Here is a 13,861-nt window from a genome sequence, read left to right on the forward strand (position 1 = left end):
TTTTTGCCTAGTCGCGACGGCCGCCGAGCGCACGCTGTACCGTATCCTCGTCGAGATCATCGCTGCACAGTTGTAGAAATGCGTAGGCGAAGGCGTGCAGAAAGTGGCCACGGCGCAGCGCGAGGTAGGTGGTGTTGCGGGGAAACAGCGTCCGCCCCGAGAGCAGGGTCAGGCCGCGATCGCGCGCGTCGCTGTAGGCCAGCGAGGCGATCACGCCGATGCCCAGGCCGAGCTCGACGTAGGTCTTGATCACATCCGCATCCAGTGCCGTGAGCACCACGTTGGGCACCAGCCCCGCGGCCTGGAACGCCTGATCGATACGCGTGCGCCCGGTGAAACCCTCGTGATAGGTGACGATGGGATAGCCGGCGATATCCTCGAGTCGCAGGTCCTGCTTCTGCGCCAGCGGGTGGCCGACGGGCACGACGATGCCGTGATGCCAGTGATGGAAAGGGAAGCGCACGAACGACGAACCCTCATTGTTGACGCCCTCGGTGGCGATGCCGATATCCACGCGCCCGCTCTTGAGCAGCGAGACGATCTCCGACGGGCTGCACTGGTGGAGTTCCAGGTTCACCTTGGGGAAGCGCTCCTTGAACTGGGCCACGATCGGCGGCAGCGAGTAGCGCGCCTGGGTGTGCGTGGTGGCGATGGCGAGCCGGCCCTGATCCTGATTGGCCAGCTGCTGCGCCGAGCGCTTCAGGTTTTCGGCGTCGAGCAGGATGCGTTCGATCGTCTCCAGCAGAGTGCCCCCGGCGGTGGTCAGGCCGAGAATGCGCTTGCCACGTCGCTCGAACAGTTCGACCCCGAGCTCCTCCTCGAGATCGCGAATATGCTTGCTCGCCCCGGACTGGGAGGTGAAGAGTGCGTTAGAGGCGTCGGTCAGGTTGAAGCGCTGGCGCACGGTCTCGCGCACGATGCGTAGCTGCTGGAAGTTCATGGCGGGCTCGATGGCGGTCTATGTCCGCGAGGATAGAGCGAGTCTTTCAGGCGCATAAATAGATTATCTTCATAACCATATCGGCTTTCGGTTTCGTGTTTTATTCGGCTGGAGCATATGAGAAGCGATCAAGCGTGATGAGAGAGACCTTGGCTGGCCATCGTCGTCGAGGCGCTCGACCGCGCGTCCTGTGTCCGTTAGCGCTTACCCCGTGTCGCTTGGCGTCAAGTCGTAACGCTCGATTGCGTCACAGTAGGCGGGTATCCGACAACAACACCGAGGAACGCCCGCATGCGAAGACTCACGCTGCCGCACTACTGCCTGACGCTCACCACGCTCGGCCTGCTCGCCGCCGGCCCGGCACATGCCGATCTCGATCAGGTGCGTTTCGGCGTCTCGCCCTGGCCCGGGGTCACGGTCAAGACCGAGATCGCCGCTCAGCTGCTCGACGCCATGGGCTACCGCACCGAGCAGAAGGAGCTGGCGGTGGGAGTGATCCTCAACGGATTGGCCAACGGTCAGCTGGACGCCTACCTGGGCAACTGGTATCCGGTGCAGCAGGAGATGACCGAGCCGCTGCTCGAGTCGGGGCGTCTGGCCCACGCCGCGGCCAATATCAGCAATGCCAACTCGGGGCTGGTGGTGCCTGCCTACGTGCACGAGGCAGGGGTCGACAGCGTGGCCGATCTCGACCGCTACCGCGAGCGCTTCGGTGGCAAGATCCAGGGCATCGAAGCGGGGACCGGCATCAACGACGCCATCTTGAAGGCGATCGCCGAGGACAAGGCCGGGCTCGGCGACTGGCAGCTGCAGGAGAGTTCCACCGCGGCGATGCTGGCCTATGCCGGGCAGAAGATCGCCGACCACGAGTGGGTGACGTTCGTCGGCTGGGAGCCGCACTGGATGAACGTCAACTACGACCTCTACTACCTGAAGGATGCCGACGACAGCGGTGTCGCCGATATCGTCAGCACGGTGTGGACCCTGGTCCCGGGCGGTCTCGAGCAGCAGGATGCCAATCTCTATCGCTTCTTCTCCCAGTACCGGGTCGACATCGCCGACCAGAACGACTGGGTCTACCAGTACAGCCACGAAGAGCGCCCCGCGGACGAGGTGGCCAGCGAATGGATCCAGAGCCACGAGGCGACCGTGGCCAAATGGCTCGAGGGCGTCACCGCCAAGAACGGCAAGCCGGCGATCAACGCGGTCAGGGCTGAGTTCGCGAACTGAGTGGCGTTCTTCCACGGATCGGCATGCGCGTTCAGCTGAGGCGTGCGGCCAGCGCCTGGCAGAACGCCTGCCAGGCCGCGCGCATCGCCGGCAGCTCGGCGTGACCGTGCAGCGCCGAGTGGACCATGCCGGGTGCGCAGCGATAGCCCACCTCGGCGCCGGCCTGGCGCCACGCCGCGACCGCCGCTTCCAGCGGGCGGGTGAGCGGGTCGCGTGCCACCGCCAGCACCTCGATGGCGGGCGTCGGCGCGCATTCGGCGGGGATCGCCGGCACCGCGGCGGCCACGCTCTGCCATAGCGCCAGGATATCCGCGCGCGACAGCAGCGGGGCGTCGTCGCCCAGCGTCTCTGCGGTGGGCGCACCCACCACCGGATAGATCAGCCCCAGTACCCCCTGCCAGCCGCGGTGGGCGACATCGATCGCCAGGCGCCCGCCGGCGCTGTCGCCGACCACTGCCAGCGGCGCACAGGTATCGGTCACTGCCACGCAGTCGCCCAGTGCCTCGGCATAACTCACCTCGGGCACGCGGCGATAATCCACGCTCACCACCTCGCGGCCGAGACGCACGGCCAGATCGGCGGTGATGCCGTGGTGGCTCGCCGCCGACCCCAGATTCCAGCCGCCGCCATGCAGATAAACGACACAGCCGCTCTGCGCGCCGCGGGGCGTGAAGCGGCGCACGTCCACCCCCTCAATTCGCGTATCCTCGACCCGCAGGCCCGCCGGGTCGGGCGGCCGCCGTTCGCGGTGCACACGCTCGTAGGCCGCGCGGCGCTCGGCGAGCGGAGCGTCGGGCTCGGCGTCCAGGCGCTCGAGGCGACGGATGAAGGCGTCGATCGACATGCGGCTACTCCTCTTGGCGGGGGGCGGCCCCACGATAAGGCGCCGCCATCCCCTGCGCTAGCCACACGTTGCTATACTGTGCGCCTTTGACCGACGTGAGCCACACGCATGCAGACAGGCTGGCCCCGCAAGCTGTTGCGCTACTTCTTGATCGCCATTGCCGCTTTCGTCGGCCTGTCGGTGTTCTTCGTCCTGGTGTTCCGCTTCGTGCCGGTATTCGGCTCGATGGTGATGGTCGAGCGCAAGGTAGGGTCCTGGCTGCACGGCGACAATCTCGAGATCCGGCAGCAGTGGACACCCTGGGCGCGGCTCTCCGACAACGCCAAGCTGGCGGTAATGGCGGGCGAGGATCAGCGCTTTCCCGATCACTGGGGCTTCGATACCGACCAGATACGCCGCGCGCTCACCTCGTGGTCGGATGGTGGCGATCTGCGTGGTGCCAGCACCATCAGCCAGCAGACCGCACGCAACCTGTTCCTGTGGACCGGTCGCAGTTGGATACGCAAGGGGCTGGAGGCGTGGTTCACGCTGCTGCTCGAGGCGCTGTGGCCCAAGCAGCGCATTCTCGAGGTCTATCTCAATATCGCCGAATGGGACACCGGGGTGTTCGGCCTGCAAGCCGCCGCCGAACACTACTTCGGCACCTCCGCGGCCAATCTGAGCGTCTCTCAGGCCAGCCGGCTGGCGGCGATTCTGCCCAACCCGCGCGGCTGGAGCGCCTCACGGCCCTCGCCCTATGTGCTCCAGCGCGCGGCCTGGATTCAGCGCCAGATGCGCAATCTCGGCGGCACTGCCTTTCTGCAGCGAATCGAGTGAGCCACCGGCAGCGCGGCGATCGTTTGGTTTCGCTGCTGCCAGGGCCGCAAGCGAAAGCGCTCGATCAAAAGCTCCCGGCCGAAAGATCTCAACCAAGAGGTGATTGGAGCGGGTGGCCGAGGATGTCATGATCGGCAGCGCCGGGCCGTTGCGAAGGTGACGCGTGGCCACTGGTATGTCAGATAGCGTCCGGGCCTCGGGTCCGGAAAGCAGCGCGCCGGCGTCGGGCGCGCTGGATATCGTCCACGCATCACGTCAGCGGGAGAGTTTCACGCCATGGATACCATTCGCCTCGCCATTGTCGGGTACGGCAAGATCGCCCGCGATCAGCACCACCCAGCGATCGACGCCAACCCCGCCTATCGGCTGAGTGCGGTCGCCAGCCGCAACGCTGCCGTACCCGGCGTCGCGCATTTCGAGACGCTGGAGGCGCTGCTCAAGGAGGGGCCGACGGTCGACGCCGTTGCCCTGTGTACGCCGGCCGGCGTGCGTACCGCCCAGGCACGGCTGGCGATGTCCCACGGCAAGCATGTGATGCTCGAGAAGCCGCCGGGGGCGACCCTGGCCGAGATCGAGACGCTGCGCGAAGACGCCGCACGCAGCGGCGTCACCCTGTTCGCCAGCTGGCACTCGCGCCACGCTCACTGCGTGGCGCCGGCGCGGCGCTGGCTGTCGACGCGCAAGATCCAGCGGGTCGATATCGAGTGGAAGGAGGACGTGCGCGAGTGGCATCCCGGGCAGGCGTGGATCTGGCAGCCGGGCGGCATGGGCGTGTTCGACCCCGGCATCAATGCGCTGTCGATCGCCACCGCCATTCTGCCGCGGCCGTTCCATCTGATCGATGCCCAGTTGCAGGTGCCGGGCAACTGCCAGACACCGATCGCCGCCTCGCTCGATTTCGTCGACGGGCTCAAGGTGCCGATTCACGCCGAGTTCGATTTCCGCCAGGTCGGCACGCCGCCGATCTGGGAGATCCACGTCGAGACCGATGACGGCCGCCTCACCCTCGAGGCCGGCGGCAGTCGCATGCGAGTCGACGGTGAGCTGCTCGAAGAGGGCCCGGATGCCGAATACGCCGGGCTCTACGAGCGCTTCGCCGGGCTGATCGGCCGCGGCCAGTCGGATGTCGATGTCAGCCCCTTCCGCCATGTCGCCGATGCCCTGATGCTGGGGTATCGCCATTCGGTCGAGGATTTCATCGAGTAGCTCGCCCGGCGGCGCGGCAATAGCCTGCCGCCGGACGCATGATAAAGACGCCCCCTGCGGCCAAGCCGCAGGGGGCGTCTTGCTTTTTGCGGGTGAGCCGCTTTTTGAGCTCGTCTAGGCGCTCAGCGATTCATTGCCTGGGGCAGATAGAGCACGATCTCCGGGAACAGCCGCAGCAGCAGAATCGCCAGCAGCATCAGCAGGAAGAACGGCAGCGTCGCCTTGGCGATGGTGAAGATGTTCTTGCCGGTCAGCCCCTGGATCACGAATAGATTGAAGCCCACCGGCGGCGTGATCTGCGAGATCTCCACCACGATCACCAGATAGATGCCGAACCAGATCGGGTCGATGCCGGCGGCATTGATCAGCGGCATGATGATCGCCGTCACAAGCAGGATCAGCGAGATACCGTCGAGAAAGCAGCCCAGCACCAGCAGGAACAGCGTCAGCACCACCAGCAGCAGGTTGGGCGAGAGCCCCATGTCGGCGATGGCGGTGGCCAGCTGGGTAGGCAGCTGGGTGAAGCTCATCGCCGAGGAGAGGAACGAGGCGCCGGCGATGATGAAGGCGATCATGCACGAGGTGCGCAGCCCGGCGAACATCGAGTCGAGGAAGATCCGCCGGTCGAAGTGGCCGTTGAGCCGCGCGATCAGCATCGACAGCACCACGCCCACCGCCGCGGCCTCGGTGGGCGAGGCGACGCCGCCGTAGATGCTGCCGAGAATACCGCCGATCAGCGCCAGCAGCGGCAGCAGGCGCCAGCTGTTGCGCAGCTTCTCGCCCAGCGGCATCGATGGCTCGGCGTGGCCGGCACCGCCGCGGCGACCGGCGCTGAGCGACCACACCACCAGATAGAGCATGAACAGCGCCAGCAGCAGTAGCCCCGGGCCGATACCGGCCATGAACAGCCGCGAGATCGACTGCTCGGTGACCACGCCGTAGACGATCATCATGATCGAGGGCGGGATCAGCAGGCCCAGCGTCGAGGCGCTGGCGAGCGTGCCCACTGCCAGGGTGTCGCTGTAGCCGCGGCGCTCGAGCTCCGGCAGGGTCATCTTGCCGACCGTGGCGCAGGTCGCGGCGGAGGAGCCGCACACTGCGGCGAACAGGCCGCTGCCGATGATATTGGCGTGCAAGAGCCGGCCCGGCAGCCGGTTGAGCCAGGGCGACAGCGCGCGGAACATGTTGTCGGCGAGTCCCGAGCGAAACAGGATCTCGCCCATCCACACGAACATCGGCAGCGCGGTCAGATCCCAGCCGTAGCTGGCGCCCCAGAAATCCGAAGCGAGAATCGGCCCGACCTCGAAGCTGGAGAAGCCGGTCAGTGCCAGCCAGCCGGTACCGAGCAGGGCGAAGGCGATCCAGACGCCGCCGCCGAGCAGCAGCGCCAGGGTGAACAGTGTGGCGAGGCTGAGCGTCAGCATGCGAGGCCCTCGGGGTCAGCGAACGAAGCGGTGGCGGGAGTCAGCAATGGCATCGCGTGTCACTCCCCACCGTGGGCGTCGTCGCCCGGTGCCACGTAGGCCGCCGGGGCGGTGACGGCTTGACGCAGGGTCGCCAACAGCGCTTCGGCCAGCGCCAGGCACAGCAGCACGATGCCGCTCACCAGCACGCTCTGCGGAATCCACAGCGGGATCGCCATCAGCCCCGAGGAGACATCGCCGTAGTCGAGGCTCTCCCGGACCAGACCGATCAGTTGCCACACCAGCAGGCCGCTCAGCGCCAGCGAGATGGCCAGGCAGGCCGCCTCGAACCACACCCGCAGCGCCGGCGGCAGGCGCCCGATCAGCAGGGTGACGCGTATGTGGGCGTGGTGGGTGAAGGTGTAGGCCAGGCTCAGGAAGGTCGCGCCGACCAGCAGGTAGGCGGCGATCTCGGAGACGCCGCTGATCTCCAGGCCCAGGCGGCTGGCACCGACGGCGTTGAGCAGGGCATCCAGGCAGCGCAGCAGCACCTGAATGGTGACCAGGGCACAGATCGAGATCATGCAGGCGGCGGCGCCCCAGGCGCCGAGGCGGTAGAGCGGATCGAGTCGGAACGTCATCGCGCGAGCTCACGGATTGGCGGTAGGGAACGAGGGCCCAACGGCGGATGGGCCCGGCAAGGGCCGCCGCGCAGGCGGCCCTATGGGAGACTTACTGGGACTGCTGGGCCTGGCGCTCGCGGTAGCGTGTCACCAGCTCCTTGGCCTGATCGCCGGCGCGGGCCTGCCAATCCTCGAACAGCTGCTGACCGGCGGCCTTGAGCTCCTGCTGGAGCTTGTCACTGGGCTGGCTGATGGTGATGCCGTGGGCCTCCAGCGCCTTGGCGCTCTTGGCGGCATCCGCCTTGCTCATCATCCAGCCGCGCTGCTCGGCCTTGGCGGCGGCGTCGAGCACGGCCTGGCGGGTATCCGCGTCGAGGCGGTCGAAGGCGCGCTTGTTGACGAACACGATGTTCTTGGGCAGCCACAGCTTGGCGTCGTTGTAGTTCGAGACGTAGTCCCACGCCGACATCGAGTTGCCGGTGGAGACCGAGGTGATCATGGCGTCGACGCGGCCGGTGCTGAAGGCGGTGGGGATGTCCGCCTCCTCGGTCTGGGTGGGGATGCCGCCCAGGTTCTCGACGAAGCGCTGGGTGTTGATGTTGGGCGCGCGCACGCGCAGGCCCTGGAACTGCGAGGCGTCGGTCAGGGTGAAGTCGGTATAGATCCCCTGGGCCGGCCACGGCACCGCGTAGAGCGGCATCAGCCCCTCCTTGGCGAACAGCTCGGTGATGATCGGCTTGGACGCCTGCCACAGGTCGAAGGCGTCCTGATAGCTGGTGGCGAGGCCGGGCAGGGTATCGACCTCGTAGATCGGCGACTCGTTGGAGAGAATGGAGAGGAACACCTCTCCTGCCTGTACCGTGCCGCGGCGCACCGACGGCTTGATCTCGGCATGGCTGATCAGCGAGCCGCCACTGTGGACATTGATGGCCAGTTTGCCGTCGGTGGCGGCGGCGACATCCTCGGCGAACGCCTTGGTGTTCTGGGTATGGAAGCTGGCATCGCCATACGGCGTGGCAAGGTTCCACTGTTCGGCGAAGGCCGGCGTTGACAGGCTCAGGGCGCCGGCGGTGGCCAGCATGCAGAGGGAAAAGACGCGATTGGGCATGGGTCAGTCCTGATTATTATTGAATGAACGACATCCGAATCATTCTTCAAGCAGGCCGCCGATGGCGTCAAATCGTTAATTCTTATCCGCAGTATCGGTCCAGACTTTCACTCTCGGCAGCGGCGTCTGGGGCTGCTCGGCGTCCGCCCGGAAGTAGTCGGCGGCGCAGGCCTGGGCCAGCTGCGATACCCGGCGGCAGAAGCTGGGGTAGTTGCTGGTGCGCCAAATCGCGTCGTAGACCATCGCCGGCAGCGGGCTCGGCAGGTCCAGCCGCAGCAGTTCGCCGCGGGCGCAGGCGTCGGCCACGGTGGTGACCGGTAGCGAGCCGATGCCGACACCGTCGACGCTCATGCGCACGATGGTCATCAGCGTGGTCGAGCAGTGGATCTTGGGGTCCTCGATGCCCTGTTCGGCGAGATAGGTCACCAGCTCGCCGTAGGGGCGCGCGAGCTTGCTGAACGACACGAAAGGAAAGCGCGACAGCGCCGCGTTACCACCGCCCTCCAGTGCGGCGCGGTGCTGCGGCGCCACGAACAGGCCCATCTCGTAGGTCGCCAGCGGCAGCTGCTCCACCGCCAGGTTGGACGCCACGCCATCCATGGCGAAGATCATGTCGAGATCGTTGTCGGCCAGGCGCTGCTGCAGGAACGGCGAGATGTCCACGGTCAGCTCGATGGTCAACTGCGGGTGGCGCTCCGCCAGACGGTTCAAGAAAGCGTTGAACCAGCTGTGAGCGATGGTCTCGATCACTCCCAGGCGCAGCGTACCGGAGAAGTCTTCCTGGTTCTGGAACAGGCGCAGCGCCTCCTCGCGGCTCTCCAGCAGGCGCTCGGCATGGGCGTAGAACTCGCGCCCGCGCAGGGTCGGCTGTACCGGCCGCGCCGAACGGTCGAGGAGCGACTCGCCCACCGAGGCTTCCAGCCGCGTGATGCGGTCGGAGATGGAAGGTTGGGTCAGATGCAGGCGCGTGGCGACCTTGCGAAAGGAGCCCAGTCTGACCACCCAGACGAAGGCTTCCAGCTCCTTGAAATCGAACATGCAGGGCCCTCGAACAGACACAAAAGGTGATCGATTCTTGGGCGGCGGGGCGCAGGCGTCAACCGAGAGAGGTATCGGCGCGTCAACCACCCGCTAGGCCCGGGCATGAAAGGTTGCGCCGATACTGCGCATCGCGAAAAACGATTGGACCCTGACGTCAGCGCTTTCTTACAGTGCCATCAGGCAGCACCACCCAGCGTGATAACGCAAAGTCATCACCGCTAGCCATAACGACAAGCCATAACGACAATCCATAACAACAAGTCACGACAGCGAGTCATGACGACAGCCAAGAGGTGATTCGATGCGCGTCCCCCTGCTCAATTGCGACATGGGCGAGAGCTTCGGCAACTGGTCCCTGGGGCTCGACGAACAGGCGATGCCCTACGTCGACTGTGCCAATATCGCCTGCGGCTTCCACGCCTCCGACCCCGACGTCATGCGCCGCACGGTGGCGCTGGCGATCGCCCATGACGTGCGTATCGGCGCGCATCCCGGCTATCCCGATCTGGTCGGCTTCGGCCGCCGCTCGCTGGCCTGCTCGGCGGCGGAGGTGGAGAACCTGATGCTCTATCAGATCGGCGCCCTGGAAGGGCTGTGCCGGGCCGAGGGCGGGCGGGTCAGCTACGTCAAGCCGCACGGCGCGCTCTACAACGACATGGCCCGCGACCCCGAGCTGCTGCGCGCGGCGATGCGTGCCATCGTGCGCTACGACCGCGAGCTGCCGCTGCTGGTAATGTCCACCGCCGACCCCGCTCCGGCGCGGGCGCTGGCGGCAGAGATGGGCGTGACGCTGTGGTTCGAGACCTTCGCCGACCGTGCCTACGACGCCGATGGCCATCTGGTCTCGCGGCGCCAGCCCGGGGCGGTTCACCATGCGCGCGAGACCATCGTCGCCCAGGCGGTGACCCTGGCCCGGGGCGAGGCGCTCATTGCCAGCGATGGCAGCGCCCTGACCCTGGCCGCGGATACCCTCTGCGTGCATGGCGACAACGCCGAGTCGGTGGCCGCGGTCAAGGCGATCCGCGAGGCATTCCAGGCGCTGGAGGACGCATGAGCCAGGCACCCACGCCGCGCCTCGAGACCGTCGCCATGGACGCGCTGATGGTGCGTCTGTTCTCGCGCATCGACGAAGCCAACATGCCCTGGACCCTGGCCGCCGACAGCGCCCTGCGCGCGCGTTTCGGCGCCGCGCTGATCGATCTGGTGCCCTCCTATACCACGCTGCTGATCCACTACGACGTCGCTCGGCTCACCCATGCCGAGGCGCGTGAGCTGGCGCTTTCGGCCCTCGACGGTCTCGCCCCGGCGGCGACGAGCACAGCACGCGAGCACGTGATTCCGGTGTGGTACGACCCCAGCGTCGGCCCGGAACTCGAGACCATCGCCGCGCGGCTCGACATCTCCCCGCAGGAGGTGGTGCGTCGCCACTGTGCGCGGGACTACTGCGCCTTCGCTCTGGGCTTCGCGCCGGGCTACGCCTTCATGGGGCTGGTCGAGGAGTCGCTGGCCACGCCGCGGCTCGAGACGCCGCGCCAGCGCGTGCCGGCGGGCAGCGTCGGTATCGCCGAGCGCCAGACCGCGATCTACCCGATGCGCTCGCCGGGGGGCTGGAACATCCTGGGGCGTACCGCGGTCAAGCTGTTCGACCGTGAGCGCGAGGAAATCAGCCTGTTCCAACCCGGCGACCGGGTGCGTTTCGAAGCGATCGATCGCGCCACCTTCATCGATCAGGGCGGCGACGTCACGCCGATGGAGGAGCGCTGATGGCCGGGTCGCACAACACCGCCGGTCGGCAGACGAGTGCACAGCCGACCGCCGGGCAGCAGACAGGAGCGCACATGGCGCGGGAAGCGAAGGGCGGTGCGCTGGTAGTGGCCGAAGCCGGCCCCCAGGCGCTGGTGCAGGACCACGGGCGTTTCGGCGTGCGCCATCTGGGCGTGACCCAGGGCGGCGCGCTCGACTGGGTATCGTTGGGCTGGGCCAACTGGCTGCTCGGCAATGCACCCGCCGCCGCGGGTCTGGAGATCGCGGTCGGCGGGCTGACGCTGGAGGCCCAGTCGCGGCTGACGCTGGCCCTGGCGGGGGCGGACCTGGGCGCGCGGCTCGACGATACCCCGGTCGCGCCCTACACCGTTTTCGTCATCGAGCCCGGCCAGCGGCTGGTGTTCGAACGGCCCGTCCACGGCTTGCGGGCATATCTGGCGCTGCCCGGCGGCATCGCCGCCGCGCCGGTAATGGGCAGCCTCGCCAGCGTAATGCGCGAACAGTTGGGCGGTCTCGACGGCCAGGGCCGCGCGCTGGCCAAGGGCGACCGAGTCGTCGCCCGCCACGCCGAGTGCCAGCCGCGCCGGCTCGACACGCCGCCGGACCCGGCCACCGCCGACGTGCCGCTGGCGCTGGTCACCGGCGCCCAGATCGCGCATTTCGACGGCGCCAGCCTGTTCGAGGCCTTCAATCGGACATGGCAAGTCGACAGTCGCGCCGATCGCATGGGGGTGAGACTCACCGGGCCGGTGCTGCGCTGCCGGCTGGGGGGGATGATCTCGGAGGGCATCCCTCTGGGGGCGGTCCAGGTACCGCCCGACGGGCAGCCGATCGTGCTGCTCAACGACCGTCAGACGGTGGGCGGCTACCCCCGGCTGGGCGCGTTGTCGCCACTCGCCTGCGCGCGGCTGGCCCAGTGCCAGCCGGGGGAGGGCATACGCTTCGCGGCGGTCACGCCGCAGCGGGCGCGACGCGACTATCTGGCCCAGCTCGCCCGCTGGCAGTGATCCCACTCGAGCAGTAATCTGGCGCGGGCAGTGATTTGTCGCGGGCGGTGATTCCCAGCAAGCGACAGTGCGCCGGCCATGGCCGGCGCGCCGCTTTCACGCCTCAGCCCTTTGCGCGGCGCATCGGCATGCGATCGATGGTGTCGTAGATCTGCTGGAGATCGACCTCGCCCCGCAGCTCCACTTTCTTGCCGCCATCCTTGCCCACCAGGATGGTGGTCACGCCGCGGCTCGGGTCGACCCCGAGCGCCTCGATCAGTGCCCGGGTCTCATACGGCGTCATCGCCACGCCGTGGCGTGTCCCCTGGTCGCCCTCCACCGTGTAGAGCAGCATCTCGCGTTCGTCGAACTGCGCCTGACTCGCCGCCAGCTGGCGGCGCAGGTCGCGGTAGGCGGGCGCCTGGGCATCGGGGGTGACCACGATCAGCGGCCGAAACTGCCAGCGGTCGGTGATCAGCGGGTTGGCCGGGTCGGCACCTTGCGCGCTCTGCGCCTGGGCGTTGCCGATGAGCGTGGCCGCGGCCAGCGCGAGGGTAGCGATCTTCCAGACTTTCATGGCGATATCTCTCGTGGGTGAGCCTTCGCGTTGACCCGCGGGCTCGAGACTCGATCAAGGTCGGGTGGCGCGAATCACCGACCTGGACCATGTGTGTAGAGCCCGGGCGTGCATTCGCGGTCCGACGATGGTGTGCTGTGATACAGCCTAACGTGTCTCCGTCACGGCGGGGAGCGCCCAGCGCCGGGGAAGTCGTGCAAATAAATTTGCAAAAATGGAAATCAGGAGTTAGCGTCACTTCATCACAGGGAGGACGGTCATGACCGCCACCACCGCTTTCGAGATGCCCCCCAGCTCCATCGCCGCGCTCCAGGCGCTGGCGATCGCCGCACGCCGCGGCGAAGCTCAGGCCCCCAAGCTCACGCCCGGGGCGCTCAAGCTGCTGGAGCAGCTGCTGGGCGCCCCCGAGCAGGCCGCCAGCTTGAGTATCTCGGCGCTGGCCGAGCGCAACGGGGTCAACGCCTCCAGCCTGACGCGTCTGGCGCACGCCCTGGAGCTCGCCGGCTTCAAGGCGCTGCAGGCGCTGTTTCGCGCCGATGCCGCCAGCGGTGCCTTCTATTCCACCCGCGCCGAGCGCCTGCTCGACCTCAGCCACAGCGCCGCGAGCGAGGCTCGTGGTCCGCAACAGCAGCAGCTGTGGGACGAAGAGTCGATCAACCTGGCGCGGACGCTGGAGCACTTGAACGATAAGCAGCTGGCGCGAGCCGTACAGGCACTGATCGAGGCGCGGCGTATCCATGTGGTCGGGCAGCGTGCCTGCTTCGCCGGGGCCCACTATCTCGCCTACTACCTCGGCTATCTGCGCGGCGACGTGCGCCTGATCGACTCCCTCGGCGGCACCAATCTGGAGCTTTCGCGGGAGCTCGGCGAGGGCGATCTGGTGGTCGGCATCGCCTACCGCCCCGAGACCCGGGTCAGCGTGGATTACTGCCAGCAGGCGCAGGAGCAGGGGGCGCGGCTGCTGGCGTTGACCAACCATCCGGCATCACGCGTGGCCGAGATGGCCTGGCTGACCCTGGTAGCCCAGTCCCAGGGGCCGTTCTTCTTCAACCCCATGGGCAGTCTGTTCGTCATCATCGAAACGCTGCTGGCGCGCATGGCGCATGACATGGGCGCCGATGCGGTAGCCTCGATCCGACGTCGCGAGGCCATGATCGCGCGCTGGCAGGTGGAGTGAGCCGGGGCCGCCGTCGGGCTTTCGGCCACCACCACGCACCGTCGCACGCAGCAGCTACCTGGCATCCCTTACCTGGCATCCCTGGGGCTGCATTCGCCCCCGTTGCCCCCGACCCCGTTACACCCACCTATCTAGGAGCCACCCGC

The 13,861-nt window shown here is 67.4% G+C and carries 14 protein-coding genes; 7 read left to right on the forward strand and 7 right to left on the reverse strand.

The window, feature by feature from the left end; genetic code table 11:
* Positions 1-7: 7 nt before the first annotated feature.
* Positions 8-940, reverse strand: a complete 933-nt coding sequence (locus QO259_RS04175; RefSeq protein WP_285951916.1) for a CysB family HTH-type transcriptional regulator — start codon at positions 938-940, stop codon at positions 8-10.
* A gap of 291 nt (positions 941-1,231) precedes the next feature.
* On the opposite strand from QO259_RS04175, the gene QO259_RS04180 reads away from it, so the two are divergent.
* Complete coding sequence (locus tag QO259_RS04180) at positions 1,232-2,170, forward strand: ABC transporter substrate-binding protein (RefSeq protein ID WP_207035131.1); 939 nt, start codon at positions 1,232-1,234, stop codon at positions 2,168-2,170.
* A 31-nt stretch (positions 2,171-2,201) separates the two neighbouring features.
* Here QO259_RS04180 and QO259_RS04185 read toward each other — a convergent pair whose 3' ends face one another.
* On the reverse strand, positions 2,202-3,014 hold the full coding sequence (locus tag QO259_RS04185) for an alpha/beta hydrolase fold domain-containing protein (RefSeq protein WP_285951917.1): 813 nt from the start codon (positions 3,012-3,014) through the stop codon (positions 2,202-2,204).
* Between the two features lie 108 nt (positions 3,015-3,122).
* Between QO259_RS04185 and mtgA the strand changes: the two genes are divergently transcribed.
* Both mtgA and QO259_RS04195 read left to right on the forward strand, forming a co-directional pair.
* Positions 3,123-3,830 (forward strand): monofunctional biosynthetic peptidoglycan transglycosylase, encoded by a 708-nt coding sequence (gene mtgA, locus QO259_RS04190; protein WP_285951918.1) that lies wholly within the window; start codon positions 3,123-3,125, stop codon positions 3,828-3,830.
* A 276-nt stretch (positions 3,831-4,106) separates the two neighbouring features.
* Positions 4,107-5,036: a Gfo/Idh/MocA family protein gene (locus QO259_RS04195; RefSeq protein WP_035474915.1), complete on the forward strand. Its 930-nt coding sequence runs from the start codon at positions 4,107-4,109 to the stop codon at positions 5,034-5,036.
* 122 nt (positions 5,037-5,158) lie between these two features.
* Here the strand turns inward: QO259_RS04195 and QO259_RS04200 are convergent, their stop codons facing one another.
* The 4 genes from QO259_RS04200 to QO259_RS04215 form a co-directional block, all read right to left on the reverse strand.
* On the reverse strand, positions 5,159-6,460 hold the full coding sequence (locus tag QO259_RS04200; RefSeq protein WP_207035123.1) for a TRAP transporter large permease: 1,302 nt from the start codon (positions 6,458-6,460) through the stop codon (positions 5,159-5,161).
* Positions 6,461-6,519: 59 nt separating this feature from the next.
* Entirely contained in the window at positions 6,520-7,080 is a 561-nt protein-coding gene (locus QO259_RS04205; RefSeq protein WP_285951919.1) for a TRAP transporter small permease, read from the reverse strand.
* Positions 7,081-7,171: 91 nt separating this feature from the next.
* The gene (locus tag QO259_RS04210; protein WP_285951920.1) at positions 7,172-8,170 is read right to left on the reverse strand and encodes a TRAP transporter substrate-binding protein; all 999 of its coding nucleotides are present in this window, start codon (positions 8,168-8,170) and stop codon (positions 7,172-7,174) included.
* 75 nt (positions 8,171-8,245) lie between these two features.
* Positions 8,246-9,208: a LysR family transcriptional regulator gene (locus QO259_RS04215; RefSeq protein WP_285951921.1), complete on the reverse strand. Its 963-nt coding sequence runs from the start codon at positions 9,206-9,208 to the stop codon at positions 8,246-8,248.
* A gap of 304 nt (positions 9,209-9,512) precedes the next feature.
* On the opposite strand from QO259_RS04215, the gene QO259_RS04220 reads away from it, so the two are divergent.
* The 3 genes from QO259_RS04220 (at position 9,513) to QO259_RS04230 (ending at position 11,982) form a co-directional block, all read left to right on the forward strand.
* Positions 9,513-10,265: a 5-oxoprolinase subunit PxpA gene (locus tag QO259_RS04220; protein WP_285951922.1), complete on the forward strand. Its 753-nt coding sequence runs from the start codon at positions 9,513-9,515 to the stop codon at positions 10,263-10,265.
* Positions 10,262-10,975 (forward strand): 5-oxoprolinase subunit B family protein, encoded by a 714-nt coding sequence (locus QO259_RS04225; protein WP_285951923.1) that lies wholly within the window; start codon positions 10,262-10,264, stop codon positions 10,973-10,975. The genes QO259_RS04220 and QO259_RS04225 overlap by 4 nt, the downstream gene beginning before the upstream one ends.
* Positions 10,976-11,049: 74 nt before the next feature.
* Entirely contained in the window at positions 11,050-11,982 is a 933-nt protein-coding gene (locus QO259_RS04230; protein WP_285951924.1) for a 5-oxoprolinase subunit C family protein, read from the forward strand.
* Between the two features lie 103 nt (positions 11,983-12,085).
* Here the strand turns inward: QO259_RS04230 and QO259_RS04235 are convergent, their stop codons facing one another.
* On the reverse strand, positions 12,086-12,538 hold the full coding sequence (locus QO259_RS04235; RefSeq protein ID WP_207035111.1) for a DUF4174 domain-containing protein: 453 nt from the start codon (positions 12,536-12,538) through the stop codon (positions 12,086-12,088).
* Positions 12,539-12,797: 259 nt separating this feature from the next.
* Between QO259_RS04235 and QO259_RS04240 the strand changes: the two genes are divergently transcribed.
* Complete coding sequence (locus QO259_RS04240; protein ID WP_285951925.1) at positions 12,798-13,715, forward strand: MurR/RpiR family transcriptional regulator; 918 nt, start codon at positions 12,798-12,800, stop codon at positions 13,713-13,715.
* The last annotated feature ends 146 nt before the right edge of the window (positions 13,716-13,861 follow it).

This window comes from Salinicola sp. JS01 (assembly GCF_030284585.1).
Lineage (GTDB): Bacteria > Pseudomonadota > Gammaproteobacteria > Pseudomonadales > Halomonadaceae > Salinicola.

Coding starts and splice junctions, on each gene's coding strand:
- QO259_RS04175 (WP_285951916.1), bottom strand. CDS start 940: ATGAACTTCCAGCAGCTACGCATCGTGCGCGAGACCGTGCGCCAGCGC.
- QO259_RS04180 (WP_207035131.1), top strand. CDS start 1,232: ATGCGAAGACTCACGCTGCCGCACTACTGCCTGACGCTCACCACGCTC.
- QO259_RS04185 (WP_285951917.1), bottom strand. CDS start 3,014: ATGTCGATCGACGCCTTCATCCGTCGCCTCGAGCGCCTGGACGCCGAG.
- mtgA (WP_285951918.1), top strand. CDS start 3,123: ATGCAGACAGGCTGGCCCCGCAAGCTGTTGCGCTACTTCTTGATCGCC.
- QO259_RS04195 (WP_035474915.1), top strand. CDS start 4,107: ATGGATACCATTCGCCTCGCCATTGTCGGGTACGGCAAGATCGCCCGC.
- QO259_RS04200 (WP_207035123.1), bottom strand. CDS start 6,460: ATGCTGACGCTCAGCCTCGCCACACTGTTCACCCTGGCGCTGCTGCTC.
- QO259_RS04205 (WP_285951919.1), bottom strand. CDS start 7,080: ATGACGTTCCGACTCGATCCGCTCTACCGCCTCGGCGCCTGGGGCGCC.
- QO259_RS04210 (WP_285951920.1), bottom strand. CDS start 8,170: ATGCCCAATCGCGTCTTTTCCCTCTGCATGCTGGCCACCGCCGGCGCC.
- QO259_RS04215 (WP_285951921.1), bottom strand. CDS start 9,208: ATGTTCGATTTCAAGGAGCTGGAAGCCTTCGTCTGGGTGGTCAGACTG.
- QO259_RS04220 (WP_285951922.1), top strand. CDS start 9,513: ATGCGCGTCCCCCTGCTCAATTGCGACATGGGCGAGAGCTTCGGCAAC.
- QO259_RS04225 (WP_285951923.1), top strand. CDS start 10,262: ATGAGCCAGGCACCCACGCCGCGCCTCGAGACCGTCGCCATGGACGCG.
- QO259_RS04230 (WP_285951924.1), top strand. CDS start 11,050: ATGGCGCGGGAAGCGAAGGGCGGTGCGCTGGTAGTGGCCGAAGCCGGC.
- QO259_RS04235 (WP_207035111.1), bottom strand. CDS start 12,538: ATGAAAGTCTGGAAGATCGCTACCCTCGCGCTGGCCGCGGCCACGCTC.
- QO259_RS04240 (WP_285951925.1), top strand. CDS start 12,798: ATGACCGCCACCACCGCTTTCGAGATGCCCCCCAGCTCCATCGCCGCG.